16 protein-coding genes are annotated in these 14,972 nt (G+C 45.2%); 3 read left to right on the top strand and 13 right to left on the bottom strand.

Features of this window, described 5'->3' with window-relative positions:
- Positions 1–2: 2 nt before the first annotated feature.
- The 13 genes from tolA to aspS all read right to left on the bottom strand — a co-directional run bounded on the left by tolA (position 3) and on the right by aspS (position 11,681).
- Positions 3–1,070, bottom strand: a complete 1,068-nt coding sequence (gene tolA / locus R7035_RS02625; protein WP_054575111.1) for a cell envelope integrity protein TolA — start codon at positions 1,068–1,070, stop codon at positions 3–5.
- A 13-nt stretch (positions 1,071–1,083) separates the two neighbouring features.
- On the bottom strand, positions 1,084–1,527 hold the full coding sequence (locus tag R7035_RS02630; RefSeq protein WP_005378298.1) for an ExbD/TolR family protein: 444 nt from the start codon (positions 1,525–1,527) through the stop codon (positions 1,084–1,086).
- A 3-nt stretch (positions 1,528–1,530) separates the two neighbouring features.
- Complete coding sequence (gene tolQ, locus R7035_RS02635; RefSeq protein ID WP_005378301.1) at positions 1,531–2,229, bottom strand: protein TolQ; 699 nt, start codon at positions 2,227–2,229, stop codon at positions 1,531–1,533.
- A complete protein-coding gene (gene ybgC / locus R7035_RS02640) occupies positions 2,219–2,638 on the bottom strand; it encodes a tol-pal system-associated acyl-CoA thioesterase (RefSeq protein WP_017820044.1) in 420 nt (139 codons plus the stop codon). The genes tolQ and ybgC overlap by 11 nt, the downstream gene beginning before the upstream one ends.
- Before the next feature lie 172 nt (positions 2,639–2,810).
- Positions 2,811–3,113, bottom strand: coding sequence for a cyd operon protein YbgE (gene ybgE / locus R7035_RS02645; protein ID WP_213871542.1), 303 nt, complete (start codon positions 3,111–3,113; stop codon positions 2,811–2,813).
- A complete protein-coding gene (gene cydX / locus R7035_RS02650) occupies positions 3,106–3,213 on the bottom strand; it encodes a cytochrome bd-I oxidase subunit CydX (RefSeq protein ID WP_000270284.1) in 108 nt (35 codons plus the stop codon). Before cydX ends, ybgE begins: the two co-directional genes overlap by 8 nt.
- A 12-nt stretch (positions 3,214–3,225) precedes the next feature.
- Positions 3,226–4,362 carry a cytochrome d ubiquinol oxidase subunit II gene (cydB, locus tag R7035_RS02655; RefSeq protein WP_006742909.1) on the bottom strand — a complete coding sequence of 379 codons (1,137 nt, stop codon included), beginning with the start codon at positions 4,360–4,362 and terminating at the stop codon, positions 3,226–3,228.
- A gap of 17 nt (positions 4,363–4,379) precedes the next feature.
- The gene (gene cydA / locus R7035_RS02660; RefSeq protein ID WP_213915686.1) at positions 4,380–5,966 is read right to left on the bottom strand and encodes a cytochrome ubiquinol oxidase subunit I; all 1,587 of its coding nucleotides are present in this window, start codon (positions 5,964–5,966) and stop codon (positions 4,380–4,382) included.
- 461 nt (positions 5,967–6,427) lie between these two features.
- Positions 6,428–7,432, bottom strand: coding sequence for a Holliday junction branch migration DNA helicase RuvB (gene ruvB, locus R7035_RS02665; protein WP_005378312.1), 1,005 nt, complete (start codon positions 7,430–7,432; stop codon positions 6,428–6,430).
- A gap of 286 nt (positions 7,433–7,718) precedes the next feature.
- Positions 7,719–8,330 (bottom strand): Holliday junction branch migration protein RuvA, encoded by a 612-nt coding sequence (gene ruvA / locus R7035_RS02670; RefSeq protein ID WP_005378313.1) that lies wholly within the window; start codon positions 8,328–8,330, stop codon positions 7,719–7,721.
- A 67-nt stretch (positions 8,331–8,397) separates the two neighbouring features.
- Positions 8,398–8,919, bottom strand: a complete 522-nt coding sequence (gene ruvC, locus R7035_RS02675) for a crossover junction endodeoxyribonuclease RuvC (RefSeq protein WP_005387909.1) — start codon at positions 8,917–8,919, stop codon at positions 8,398–8,400.
- Between the two features lie 92 nt (positions 8,920–9,011).
- The gene (locus R7035_RS02680) at positions 9,012–9,758 is read right to left on the bottom strand and encodes a YebC/PmpR family DNA-binding transcriptional regulator (RefSeq protein ID WP_005378402.1); all 747 of its coding nucleotides are present in this window, start codon (positions 9,756–9,758) and stop codon (positions 9,012–9,014) included.
- Positions 9,759–9,902: 144 nt separating this feature from the next.
- Complete coding sequence (aspS, locus tag R7035_RS02685) at positions 9,903–11,681, bottom strand: aspartate--tRNA ligase (RefSeq protein WP_005378401.1); 1,779 nt, start codon at positions 11,679–11,681, stop codon at positions 9,903–9,905.
- A gap of 273 nt (positions 11,682–11,954) precedes the next feature.
- On the opposite strand from aspS, the gene R7035_RS02690 reads away from it, so the two are divergent.
- The 3 genes from R7035_RS02690 (at position 11,955) to cmoB (ending at position 14,705) form a co-directional block, all read left to right on the top strand.
- Positions 11,955–12,821 carry a DUF72 domain-containing protein gene (locus tag R7035_RS02690; protein WP_042522110.1) on the top strand — a complete coding sequence of 289 codons (867 nt, stop codon included), beginning with the start codon at positions 11,955–11,957 and terminating at the stop codon, positions 12,819–12,821.
- Between the two features lie 93 nt (positions 12,822–12,914).
- Positions 12,915–13,652, top strand: coding sequence for a carboxy-S-adenosyl-L-methionine synthase CmoA (gene cmoA / locus R7035_RS02695; protein WP_318145949.1), 738 nt, complete (start codon positions 12,915–12,917; stop codon positions 13,650–13,652).
- 81 nt (positions 13,653–13,733) lie between these two features.
- Entirely contained in the window at positions 13,734–14,705 is a 972-nt protein-coding gene (gene cmoB / locus R7035_RS02700; protein ID WP_005387902.1) for a tRNA 5-methoxyuridine(34)/uridine 5-oxyacetic acid(34) synthase CmoB, read from the top strand.
- Positions 14,706–14,972 lie beyond the last annotated feature (267 nt).

Genomic DNA, 14,972 nt, shown 5'->3' on the forward strand with positions numbered 1-14,972 from the left:
TTTTAGTCCAAAGCAACAGTTATGTTGATGTCTTTTAGTCTTTCATTGACCGCTGATTCTGAAGATTTAGGGAACGTCCCTACCTGAGCTATTGCTCGCTTCGCCGCAGCACATACTCGAGCATCACCACTCAAAACGGTAACACCAGAGACCATCATATCAGTTCCTGTCGGAATCAATTTGATGTTTACCCTACACTCCTTTCCCAGCAAGTAGTCATCCTTAATCAGCTTTTGCTGAATATTTTGAGTATAGATGGATGACATACGAGAAAGTTCGTCGTCAATAAATTGATTGCGCGCAGCACTGTTTTTACTGACCTCATCCTCGAGCCCCGCAAAAATATCATCTAACGCGGCTTCTTGAGCTTTACGCTCACGCTCGGCACGCTCAGCTGCTTCTCTCGCTTTACGCTCTCGCTCCGCTGCCTCTTTTGCCGCTTTCTCTTTTGCGATGCGCTCTTGTTCAGCTTTTTCAGCTGCTTCACGCTCACGACGTGCTTTTTCTTCCGCTTCTTTTGCTGCTTTTTCACGAGCTAAACGTTCTTGCTCAGCTTTTGCGATAGCCGCCTCTTTTGCTAAACGCTGCTGTTCAGCTTTACGCACGGCTTCTTCTTTTTCCTTGCGCTCTTTTTCTAGCTTAGCAGCTCGCTCTTTTTCTTTGCGAACACGTTCTTCTTCCTGCTTGCGCTCTTGCTCTTTTTTCTTACGCGCAGCTTCTGCTTCTCGTGCCGCTTGAGCATCTTTCGCTTGCTGCTCTTTCAACTTGCGAATTTGCTCTTCTTCAGCTTTGCGGTTTTTTTCTAGCTGCTCTGCTTCGCGTCTCAGTTTATCAAGACGCTCTTGTTCTTTTTTCGCTGCCTTTTCGCGTTGCTGGCGAATTTCTTTCGCTTGTTGCTGCACAAGTTTTGGATCGATGACAACAGCTTGAACCATTTGCCCTGTAGGCTCTGGTTTAGACATATTGAAGTCCGTCCCCCAAAGCAGGGCTGCAACTAGAATTGCATGCAAACCAACCGATATTGCTATCGGTTTGGTGTATTGGTTGGGTTTCTTCTTGTGATCTTTCATAGATAATTGATGTCTATTCCCTGATATCGGTCATTAGACCTACCTTAGGGATACCAGCTCGACTTAGTTCATCCAGCAATAGAACAACATCGGCATATGGTGTTGCCGCGTCGCCACCTACCGCAACTGGTGAATCCGGCTTAACCTCTCGCTCCGCTTTCACTCGCACAATAACATCTTGCAACGACAAACCTCGCTGAACTTCTTCATCATTGACGCTTAGGCCTAAATTACCCTCGCTATCAATTTCGATGATAATAAAGCTACTGTCAGTCTCGCCAGCAAGGTCTTGCATAGATTCTGCAGTCGATGTTTTCGGAAGATCAACGTCGACGCCTTGAGTCACAAATGGAGCGGTCGCCATAAAAATGATCAACAGTACGAGCATTACGTCGATATACGGAACAACGTTGATCTCCGCTGTCATTTTTCGCTTTTTAGGTTGATAACCCGCCATGCTTTATTCCTTATCCGCGCTGTCTCGGCCAGCCATCGCTTGACGATGAAGGATGCTGTGGAATTCTTCAGAAAATGTTGCGTAAGTGTGCTCTAGTTTACTCACTTTATTGCTTAGGCGGTTGTACGCCATTACTGCCGGAATAGCCGCAAATAGACCCATCGCTGTCGCGATAAGTGCCTCGGCGATACCCGGTGCAACCATAGACAACGTAGCTTGCTTTACTTCACCCAGCGCAATAAAGGCGTGCATGATGCCCCAAACGGTACCAAATAGGCCGATATAAGGGCTTATAGAACCGACTGTTGCCAAAAACGGTAAGCTTGTTTCTAGCTCATCAACTTCACGAGAAACAGCAACGCGCATTGCGCGGCCAGTGCCTTCCATGATGTAAGCTGGTGAATTTGCGTTGCTCTTACGTAGGCGAGCAAACTCTGTAAAACCTGCGTAGAAGATTTCTTCTGTGCCTTCAATTTCGTCTTTACGCGCTTTTACTTTTTGGTAAAGCTGAGAAAGATCAGTACCCGACCAAAATTTGTCTTCAAACTGCTCTGCATTTTTTGATGCTTGAGAAAGCACTTTGCTGCGCTTGATGATCATTGCCCATGACACAATTGACATGCCAAGCAACGTCAGCATCACAAGCTTTACCAACAGACTGGCCTGAAGAAAGAGATCTAAAATGGAAATATCAGCAGTCACTATTTGTTAGCTCCGAATTTATAAAGGTTGGAATAGCTATTGGTTTCATTTTCTTATTATCGATACATGCTACCTTAACCGAGGCCTTGCACAATATCTTGCCTTGATCATTGACCAACTCTTGACAGAATTGCAGAGAAGCACGTTTTATTTCTGACACTCGGGTTACGACTGTCAGATGCTCGTCCAGCCTAGCCCCTTGGTTGAAATCGATATCCATGTGTCGGACAACAAAGCCGATATTTTGTTCCAGTAACACATGTTGAGAAATGCCTTTAGCACGTAACATCTCTGTCCGTGCGCGCTCAAAGAATTTTAGATAATTAGAATGATATACAACACCGCCCGCATCAGTGTCTTCATAGTACACGGTGATCGGCCAGTGAAAGAGATTTGATGTGCCTTGCAAGGGAGTACCAATATATTCAATTCTTTAAAGTAATTACTATAACTGAAGCGACAGCAATTGGTACCGAGCTAAGGAAATATTTTTGAAATTTGTAGAAAAAATAAAAGCTAGGCGAGATACCTAGCTTTTATTCGATGATTTAGTAACCGACTTTATTACAGCATATTTCAGCCTAAATGAAATAAAGTGCCGTTAGATAAATTAAGATAGCTAACGAGAAATAAGGACTAAACAAAACTTGCCAGTACCAGTTTCTTGGCTTGAAGCCCACCCCATACACCATGCTTGAACATACAGACCAAATCAGTGCTGGTGCGATGATTGAGTTAAAACCACCAATTGCTTGATGGTAAGCTTCAGGGTCCCACATCACCAATCCTACGTGCATAAAGCCAAGGATGAGAGATAAGACTCGTAGCAGAGTCTTATCCATTGGTGCGTGAAGTTTCGCTACCTTATCAGCGAAGTTACTCACTGTCTTTATCCATCATTTCTGAGTGCTCTAGCCAAAGAGCGTTGATGATACCGAATGCACAAGCAAGTAGTACACCTAGAATCCATGCGAAATACCACATAGTAAATGCTCCTTAGTAAAGTGAGTTTTTGTTGTCTTCAATGTACTGGTCATCAAGGCGACCAAACATCTTGTAGTAAGTCCAAGATGTGTAGCCAAGGATGATTGGCACCATAACAAACGCAACGCCTGTCATCAGGTTCAGAGTCAGCTCAGATGACGTTGCATCCCACATTGTTAAGCTGTGGCTTGGCATTAAGTCTGAAGGCATGATGAATGGGAACATCGCAAAACCTGCAGTAAAGATAACACCAGCAACACCCAAACTTGAAGTAATGAACGAAATCGCACATTTTTCAAGACGAGATGCCAATACAGCGAGAAGCGGCATTGCAACACCTAATACAGGAGCAGCCCATAGTAGTGGGTAGTTTTCAAAGTTCTTCATCCACGCACCAGCTTCACGGATAACCTCTTTGTTTAGAGGGTTAGAAGCAGCGTTAGTGTCGATACCGCCAACAATGACGTAACCATCGATATTTTGGATCCAGAAACCAGCCGCTACAAACGCAGCAACCGTCAGTAAACCAGCCAACTGAGCAACGTTGCGCGCACGCACATGCACTTCGCCTGTTGTTTTCATTTGTAGCCAAGTAGAACCTTGCATCAAAATCATGAACAAGCTTACTAGACCACACAACAGTGCAAATGGATTTAGTAGACCAAAGAATGAGCCATGGTATGTTGGCATCAAGAACTCACTCAATTGGAATGGTACACCTTGTAGAAGGTTACCAAACGCCACACCAAAGATGATTGGCGGAACAAAACCACTGATTGAGATACAGATATCCCAGGTATTGCGCCATTTTGGATCTTCGATTTTAGAGCGGTAGTCTAGGCCCAGAGGACGAAGCCATAGCGCTGCTAGTGTCAAAATCATCGCTAAGTAGAAGCCTGAAAATGACGTTGCGTAAACCAAAGGCCAAGCTGCGAACAGTGCACCACCAGCAGTGATAAGCCAAACTTGGTTACCATCCCAGTGAGGAGCAATTGAGTTAATCATGACACGGCGTTGCGTGTCGTTTTTACCGATGATAGGTACAAGCGCGCCTACACCCATATCGAAGCCGTCTGTTACTGCAAAACCAACTAGTAGAACACCGATTAGTACCCACCAGATGAGTCGCAAGATTTCGTAATCAAACATCTTGTTATCTCCTTACCTTACGCTTCTACTTGGCGACTAACTTTGTCTTCAACAGAGTCAGCATTTTGCTCGAAGTGGTAGCGACCCGTTTTCAGGCTACTTGGGCCTTTACGAGCGAATTTCAACATTAGGTAAACTTCTGCAATCAGGAATACCGTGTATAGCGCCAGAATTGCGAAGAGTGAAGTCCAGATTTCACCTGCAGTTAGTGCAGAAGCTGCAACATGTACTGGTAAAATTTCACCTACAGCCCAAGGTTGACGGCCGTACTCAGCGACGAACCAACCCGCTTCAATTGCAATCCAAGGTAGTGGAATGCTAAATAGTGCAGCTTTTAGAATCCATTGTTTCTGCTCAATCTTCTGACGACACGTTTGGATAAACGCCGCACCAAAGACAAACAACATGATGAAGCCACAAGCAACCATGATACGGAATGACCAGAATAGCGGCCATACTGTTGGGATTGAGTCGTCCGCAGCAGCTTGGATTTGCTCTTCTGTTGCATCAACAACATTGTCTGTGTAGCGTTTTAGAAGTAGACCGTAACCTAGGTCACCTTTCACTTCATCAAACGCAGTCATGTTTTCTTCTGACTTATCGCCCGCACGAAGCTTCTCTAGAAGTTCATAAGCGTACATGCCGTCACGAATACGATCGACGTGTTCATCACGTAAATCACGAAGACCTGTTACTTGCTCATCAAAAGAACGTGTCGCGATAACACCCATTACGTAAGGGATCTTAATTGCGTAATCGGTATGCATCGTTTCCTGGTTAGGAACACCAAATAACGTAAATGCGGCAGGTGCAGGTTCAGTGTGCCACTCTGCTTCAATTGCAGCGAGTTTCACTTTTTGAACTTCACCAAGCTCGTAGCCAGATTCGTCACCAAGAACGATGGTAGATAAGATAGCTGCAATACCGAAAGAAGCAGCAATAGCAAACGAACGACGAGCAAACGCAATGTCACGACCTTTTAATAGGTAGTATGAACTGATGCCTAGAATAAACATTGCGCCACAAGTGTAACCAGAAGCAACCGTATGCACGAACTTAACCTGAGCAACTGGGTTTAGTACAACCTCAGAGAAGCTCACCATTTCCATTCGCATGGTTTCGAAGTTGAAATCTGCGCCTACTGGGTTTTGCATCCAGCCGTTTGCGATAAGAATCCAAAGAGCAGAGAAGTTAGAGCCTAGTGCCACAAGCCAGGTAACCGCTAAGTGTTGGCGTTTAGATAGACGATCCCACCCGAAGAAGAATAGACCAACAAAAGTTGACTCCAGGAAGAATGCGACAAGTGCTTCGATCGCTAGCGGTGCACCGAAGATATCACCTACATAGTGGGAGTAGTAAGACCAGTTCGTACCAAACTGGAACTCCATGGTAAGGCCTGTCGCCACACCAAGTGCAAAGTTAATACCGAATAGCTTACCCCAGAACTTGGTCATGTCCTTATAGATTTGCTTGTTCGTCATTACGTACATCGATTCCATAATGGCCAGAAGGAAGGCCATACCAAGGGTCAATGGTACGAATAGGAAGTGATACATCGCTGTCAGTGCAAACTGCAACCGCGATAGATCAACTACGTCAATCATGGTAACTCCTATGTGTCGGCTGAATGACACTCTCTACATATTGCAATCCATATTCAGGTGTTATTTACACTTGAAAAATGTTGAATTATCACAACTCATTGTTGCAAAAATGTGCTTCATTGGTTAGTTAATTGTTAAGCATCAGCTAATATAGCTGGGGCTAATATTACTTGTAAAAACAGATTGTTTCAAAAGGTTTATAGCCGTAACGCGCTTTGATATACATCAATGTTTATGCGCGGAATTTGCACAAAAATCCATCACATTGATCTAGATCAACCAGTATTGGATACGGATGTTAAGAGAGAGTAATCAGGAGAGAAATTAACCAGTTGCAAGCAAACATCGAGTTAACAATCAATGCTTTTTACTTACTAAACCAGTATGAGAAAAAATTCAAAAAATGTGAGTTTGGTCAACTTTAATGAAGCGCTGGGCAACAAAGGCCCAGCGAGGGAATCTTATTTTTCAATTCCGAAATGCAAATACGCACGATCTGTCGCGATTCTTCCACGCGGAGTGCGTTGTAAATAACCTTGCTGAATAAGATAAGGCTCAAGAACGTCTTCAATAGTGTCCTTTTCTTCACCTATCGCCGCTGCCATGTTGTCGAGCCCGACCGGACCACCACCAAATTTTTCCATAATCGCGAGTAGTAGCTTACGGTCCATGTAATCGAAGCCTTCGGCGTCCACATCAAGCATATTCAACGCCTTATCGGCAACATCGGCACAAATGTGACCATTGCCTTTTACTTCCGCATAATCACGAACACGGCGTAGCAAACGGTTAGCAATACGTGGTGTGCCACGCGCACGTCTTGCCACTTCCAATGCACCTTCAGGTTCCATTGATAAACCTAAACAATCCGCGCTTCGCTGCACGATATCTTGGAGGTCTTTTATCTTATAAAACTCAAGGCGCTGAGTAATACCAAAGCGGTCGCGCAATGGTGACGTTAAAGAGCCCGCTCGGGTCGTCGCACCAATTAACGTAAACGGTGGTAAATCGATCTTAATAGAACGAGCGGCCGGACCTTCACCGATCATAATATCCAGTTGATAATCTTCCATCGCCGGATACAGCACCTCTTCAACCATCGGACTCAAGCGGTGAATCTCATCGATGAACAACACATCGTTTTCTTCAAGGTTGGTTAACAGCGCGGCCAAATCGCCTGCTTTCTCAAGTACAGGGCCTGAAGTAGTGCGAATGTTCACTTCCATTTCATTGGCAACGATATTCGCAAGTGTGGTTTTACCCAAACCTGGGGGACCAAAAATCAAAAGGTGATCAAGTGCTTCGCTACGTAACTGAGCAGCTTTAATGAAGATCTCCATTTGGTCACGGACATGGTCCTGACCTTGGTAATCCGCTAATTTTTTTGGCCGAATAGCACGATCAATGACATCTTCATCACGAAAGGCAGGGTTTTCTGGCGCGATTAAACGATCGGCTTCAATCATCTTTTTACCTTGAAAAATGGTTACCTGAGAGAATAATGCCGCTCGTTTAACAGCAAGTGGCATATTTCTATATCTCGTCATCCTGTACAGCGACGAAGGAGCGTGATACAGGATCTTCTATCCGAGCGATTTATGGTCAAATTGTTTCATTAACCGCTCAGCGTGCTGCTATTAGATTCCCAGTCTCGCCAGGCTCGCTGGAATGACACAAAAAACATCGTTAAGCGATTGGCATTAACCTTAGAGAATGAGTTATCTTGAACAAATGTTCACTGTGCAACCAGCGTTACACCATTGATTTTAGAGCTTCACGGATCATTTGCTCACTGCTCATGTCCGGTTTAGCGATCTGAGATACCACTTTCGACGCTTGAGTCGGCTTGTAACCTAGAGCTAGAAGCGCACTGATTGCCTCTTCTTCTGCGTTGTTGGATGTTGCACCAGAATCCGCAGGAGCAGCATCCGTAAATGGCGTAAATAGATCGCCAGCGCCCCACCCTTTCAAGCGGTCTTTCATTTCAACAACCAATCGCTCTGCGGTTTTCTTGCCAACGCCAGGAAGCTTAACCAGCGTAGAAACGTCTTCATGTTCCACACAAGTAACAAATTGCGTTGCTGTCATACCAGAGAGAATACCAAGACCGAGTTTAGGACCAACGCCATTGGCTTTGATCACTTCACGGAAAAGTGCTCGTTCTTTTACTGTGTTGAAACCGTATAGCAATTGCGCATCCTCACGGACAACAAAGTGAGTATAAATAATGGCTTCTTCGCCAACATTTGGCAGTTCGTAAAAACAGCTCATTGGCATCTGGACTTCATAACCAATGCCATTAACTTCAATTAATACTTCAGGTGGTTGTTTTTCAATCAGTATGCCACGAAGACGTCCAATCACTATAAATACTCTTTGGAAATGAATTTGCGACAGGATAATAAAGAACTGGATAGACATCCAGTTAATTTTAACGGTAGCGCCCTTTTCTGGCACTGGTTGCTTTGCCCGCTAACGCAACGAGAGTCTTGTTAGTATTGGCATGACAAATCGCCACACCTAAAGCATCGGCTGCATCCGCTTGAGGCTTGGCGGGCAATTTAAGCATCTGCTGAACCATATGCTGAACTTGCGCTTTGTCCGCGCCACCAGTGCCGACGACAGCTTGCTTAATAAGACGAGCCGCGTATTCAAATACCGGCAACTCCGCATTCACCGCAGCAACAATTGCACTGCCACGAGCTTGGCCAAGTTTTAGCGCTGAATCCGCGTTTTTGGCCATAAACACTTGCTCGATCGCGAAAACGTCCGGTTGAAACTGGGTAATGATTTCCGTGACGCCTGCATAAATCTGTTTAAGCCGACCCGGAAGTTCTTTTTCTGAAGTACGAATGCAGCCACTACCAAGGTATTGCAAGTGGCGTCCATTTTGACGAATGACCCCATAGCCGGTAATGCGCGAACCTGGGTCAATGCCCAAAATAATTGACATGAATGTTCCTAAAAATGAGGCCTAATTCGGCCTCTGTCTTTTTATTATTACTTGCTAACTTCGGAGCAAATACCGCTCCCGACACCTTGAGTTTAATCTAGCGTAGCCGCAACGTCGTCAGAGATATCACCATTGTGATAAACCTCTTGAACGTCGTCCAGATCTTCCAAAGCGTCAATCAAACGAAGTAGTTTTGGCGCAGTATCCGCGTCCAAATCTGCTTTCGTAGATGGGATCAGCGACACCTCCGCGTTCTCTGCCTCAAACCCTGCGGCATCAAGAGCATCTTTTACGAGTCCAAAATCGCCTGGGGCCGTGTAGACATCAATCGAGCCATCTTCTGCCGTTTCAATGTCATCAGCACCACTTTCTAATGCTACTTCCATTACCGCATCCTCATCTAAACCTGGGCCATATGAAATCACGCCTTTCTTGTCGAAAAGATAGTTGACGCTACCATCCGTCCCCAGATTACCGCCTGACTTTGAGAATGCATGGCGCACGCCAGATACCGTACGATTTCGGTTATCCGTCATACATTCGACCATGACCGCCGTACCACCTGGACCATAACCTTCATAGATCACGGTTTCCATGTTGTCGTCGCCTTCACCACCAGCACCTCGGCTGACAGCGCGGTTGACAGTGTCACGTGTCATGTTGTTAGACAGTGCTTTATCAATTGCTGCTCGCAAACGTGGGTTATTTTCTGGCTCACCGCCCCCCTCTTTTGCCGCAACAACGATTTCACGAATTAATTTAGTAAAGATTTTGCCGCGCTTCGCATCTTGCGCTGCTTTACGGTGACGAATATTCGCCCATTTACTATGACCAGCCATAATTCACCTTTTAATGTATTTTGACGCTTAATAACAAAAACATGTTCTAAAAAGCGTTGCTTGGGAAATTGCTTTGGAAGTTTCTTGGGTTTATTTAAACAAAAACTCCCGCAGTTGCGGGAGTTTTCTTCAAATGTTGTGCGCTTATTCTGCGTCTTTTTCTTTCGCTGCAGTTACTGCGATTGCTAGCTCTTCTAGCGCTGCTGGGTTCGCAATACTTGGTGCGTCTGTTAGTAGACACGCCGCTGCTGTTGTTTTAGGGAACGCGATAACATCACGGATATTCTCTGTGCCACATAGCAGCATTACTAGACGGTCTAGACCAAATGCAAGACCAGCATGTGGAGGCGTACCGAATTTCAGCGCATCAAGCAGGAAGCCGAACTTAAGCTGTTGCTCTTCAGGTGTGATACCTAGAATATCAAATACGGCTTCTTGCATATCTGCGTTGTGGATACGAACAGAGCCGCCGCCCACTTCGTAGCCATTTAGAACCATATCGTAAGCGTTAGAATTTGCCGCAGCAGGGTTTGCTTTTAGCTCTTCTGCAGTCACACCTAGAGGCGATGTGAATGGGTGGTGCATCGCGTGTAGGTTGCCTTCGTCATCTTCTTCGAACATTGGGAAGTCAACAACCCATAGTGGAGCCCATGCAGACTCATCCGTTAGCTCTAGGTCTTTACCTAGTTTCAAACGTAGCGCACCCATTGCTTCTGCAACGATACCCGCTTTATCAGCGCCAAATAGGATAATGTCACCAGATTCCGCTTGAGTACGATCTAGAATGCCGTTGATCACGTCTTCATTTAGGAACTTAGCGACTGGAGATTGGATACCTTCCATGCCCGCTGCACGGTCATTAACCTTCATCCAAGCTAGACCTTTCGCACCGTAGATGCCAACGAATTCACCGTAGCCATCAATTTGCTTACGAGTCAGAGAAGCGCCACCTGGAACGCGAATAACGGCAACGCGGCCTTTTTCATCGTTTGCTGGACCTGAGAATACTTTGAACTCAACGTCTTTCACTAGGTCAGCAACGTCTACTAGTTCCAGTGGGTTACGTAGGTCTGGCTTGTCAGAACCGAAACGACGAATCGCTTCGCTGAACGGCATTACTGGGAATTCACCTAGGTCAACGTTTAGTAGCTCTTGCCACATTTCACGAACCATTTTCTCAGTCGTTGCACGAACTTGGTCAGCCGTCATGAATGACGTTTCGATATCGATCTGAGTGAATTCTGGTTGACGGTCAGCACGCAAGTCTTCATCACGGAAACACTTAACGATTTGGTAGTAACGGTCAAAACCAGACATCATTAGAAGTTGTTTGAATAGCTGTGGAGACTGAGGAAGCGCGTAGAAGCTGCCTTTGTGAACACGGCTAGGTACTAGGTAGTCACGAGCGCCTTCTGGAGTCGCTTTTGTTAGGACTGGTGTTTCGATGTCTAGGAAACCGTTGTCATCTAGGAAACGACGAACAAAGCTAGACGCTTTAGCTCGTAGCTTGATGCGGTCGCTCATTTCTGGACGACGTAGATCTAGGTAACGGTACTTCAGGCGCTGCTCTTCAGAGTTCTTTTGGTTGAAGTCTAGAGGCAGAACATCAGAACGGTTGATGATTTCAAGACCTTTCGCAAGGATCTCAACTTCACCTGTTGCCATGTCTTTGTTTGCTTGGCTCTCTGGGCGAACGCGCACTTCACCCGTTAGTTTGATACAGAATTCATTACGAAGTGTGTTCGCCACTTCATACGCATCCGCCATATCTGGATCAACAACTACCTGAACGATACCTTCGCGATCTCGCATATCAATAAAAATAAGACCGCCTAAATCACGACGACGGTTAACCCAGCCGCAAAGTTCTACAGTTTGTCCTGCAAGGGACTTGTTCAGGTGACCACAGTAATGGGTACGCATAATGAAATTCCCAATCTCTCAAATGTTGTTAACTACGCTCTGTCAGCCTCATTGCTAAGCAGAGTAAAGATTCAGTTATACGCTGAATGTCCACGAAAATCGACTACTCAACATACAATTACGTGTGTTTTATCATTCACTGGTGCTTTTTAGTACAACAAATGTTCAAAAGCGCACCAAAGCGAAAAAATTGGGGAGGATTATAGCGTGAAATTACCTATTTCAGCAAAACTCTCGTAAAGTATTCACACGAGTAGCAAGCAGTAAAGAATAATGGATAACTTACCTCTTCGACTTGGATTGACGATGTGGTCGCACAATCAATGGCAACAAAGTTTTTACGGCAGCGGGACAAAGCCCGCTGAACGTTTAGAAAGGTATGCGCAAGTGTTTCATACCGTGGAAGGCAACACGACATTTTATGCCACACCGACGCTCAATACAGTGCAAAACTGGAGAGCCGCAACCCACGATGATTTTCGCTTTACTTTCAAACTTCCTAAAGCCATCACTCATGAGCAAATGCTAAGAGGTTGCAGCGAACAACTGAGAGACTTCATGAAAGTCATGGAGCCTTTGCATGACCGTGTGGGCCAATGGACAATTCAATTACCAGCCGCATTTGGTCCTGAGCACCTTGATCGGCTGAAAAAGTTCTGTGCGAACTTTCCACCTAACTTCCCTCTCGGTGTTGAGGTTCGCCATATGGCATTTTTCTCCAAAGGCGAAGAAGAGCGAGCACTTAACCAATGGTTAGTAGAGAATAATATTGACCGCATTATTATGGATAGCCGCCCAGTCTTTGCCGCTAAGCCCGACAATGAGGCGATTATTGATGCACAAATGAAAAAACCACGAGTCCCTGTTCACGCCATTGCTACCGCTTCACACCCTTTGATTCGCTTTATTGGTCATCCAGAAGAACAGCAAAATTACGAGTTTTTTAAACCATGGCTCAACAAGTTGCCACAATGGATTGCCGAAGGTAAACAGCCATATGTCATGATCCATACCGCAGACAATATAATTGCGCCAGAGTTGGCCGCAAACCTATATAAAGACATACAAAAGCGTATCACACTCCCTGAGTTATCACCTTTCCCAGCTGACGATGGCAACTCGCAGTTACAGATGTTCTAACGCAACACATGACAGAGGCGCGAAATTCCCATAAAATACGCGCCTTTTTTGGTGCCTGACATTTTCAGGCGGCTTGTATGCAGAGACTTAGTTATGAACCCTAAGAGCAATCCAGATACTATTTTTTCGGCTCCAATCGATAAAATTGGGGATTTCACGTTCGATGAACGCGTAGCGGAAGTATTTCCTGACATGATTCAACGATCGGTACCGGGTTACAGCAATATCATTTCTGCAATCGGTATGCTGGCAGAGCGTTTTGTAAAACCTCACTCAAACATCTATGACCTTGGCTGTTCTTTGGGTGCTGCAACATTGTCTATGCGTCGCCATATCAAACAAGAAGGTTGCCAAATCATCGCAGTGGACAACTCTCCTGCGATGGTTGAGCGTTGTAAACTTCACGTCAACGCTTACCGCAGTGACACTCCTGTGGATGTAGTAAAAGCAGACATTCGCAATATCGAAATTGAAAACGCGTCAGTGGTGGTGTTGAACTTCACTTTGCAATTCCTCTCTCCAGAAGATCGTTACTCCTTGCTCGAGAAAATTTACGCAGGCCTGCGTCCAGGCGGCATTTTGATTCTATCGGAGAAGTTCGTCTTCGAAGATGAAGTTTCGAACGAACTGTTAATTGACCTTCACCACGACTTTAAACGTGCGAATGGTTATAGCGAACTAGAAATCAGCCAAAAGCGCAGCGCGATAGAAAACGTAATGCGCCCAGATTCAAAGAAAGAACATAAAGAGCGTTTCGCTAAAATTGGCTTTTCTAGCTACGATGTTTGGTTCCAATGCTTTAACTTCGGCTCCATGTTCGCGATTAAATAGACCGTGCATACAAAGCCTGAACCATACCGATTTCGGCTTTTGTTAATAATTTATACCCATCAACTCAGCGATTAACTAACTATGTTTAACTTTGCAAATTTCTACCAATTGATTGCCCAAGACACCCGTCTTCAACCTTGGCTTAATGTGCTTCCGCAACAGCTAACGGATTGGCAAAATGCAGAGCACGGTGACTTTGGTCGCTGGTTGAAAGCCCTGAACAAAATCCCAGCGGGTAGACCGGACAACATCGACATTGTTGATTCTGTCACGATTTCAAACAATGAGCCGATGCCTCAAGGGGAACTTAAAAAGCTAGAAAGCTTACTTCGTACATTCCATCCTTGGCGCAAAGGCCCATACCACGTACACGGCATCCATATTGATACTGAGTGGCGCAGTGATTGGAAATGGGACCGCGTGCTTCCGCATATTTCACCATTAAAGAATCGCAGCGTACTCGATGTAGGTTGTGGTAACGGCTACCACATGTGGCGCATGCTAGGCGAAGGTGCACGCTTAACTGTCGGTATCGATCCATCTCACCTGTTCCTGATTCAGTTCGAAGCAATTCGTAAACTAATGGGCGATGACCAACGTGCACACTTATTGCCATTGGGCATTGAACAACTACCTAAGTTAGAAGCGTTCGATACGGTATTCAGCATGGGCGTGCTTTACCATCGCCGCTCGCCTCTCGATCATTTAGTGCAACTAAAAGATCAATTAGTATCTGGTGGTGAACTCGTATTGGAAACACTCGTGATTGAAGGTGATGAGAATGCAGTACTGGTCCCGACTTCTCGTTACGCGCAAATGCGTAATGTCTATTTCTTCCCTTCAGCAAAAGCCCTAAAAGTGTGGCTAGAATTGGTCGGTTTTGAAGATGTTCGTATCGTTGATGAAAACATCACGTCCGTAGACGAACAACGTACCACAGATTGGATGACGCATAACTCTCTACCTGACTACTTAGATCCGAACGACCCAAGCAAAACTGTAGAAGGCTATCCTGCCCCTCGCCGCGCGGTTCTTGTCGCTCGCAAATCATAATTCGCTGAGATTCCTGACATTGTCTTAACTCATTTTACGAGTTAAGACATTACCCTCTTTCCTCGTAATGAGCGAGTTTGTTTTTTGAATCCATTTGTCACGTCAAAATATAAGCACGCTCTAAATAAGGATGCGCTTTTATGTCCTTGATTTTTGGCTTTTCATCACTATTCCTCAAACAATAAGTAATAGAGAAACATTCTTACTTGTGAGGCTTTATCGATATAAGCTAAACTCCTAAAAAATAAACAACTTAATCCAATCCCA

The organism is Vibrio sp. 1731 (assembly GCF_033339955.1).
Classification (GTDB): domain Bacteria; phylum Pseudomonadota; class Gammaproteobacteria; order Enterobacterales; family Vibrionaceae; genus Vibrio; species Vibrio alginolyticus.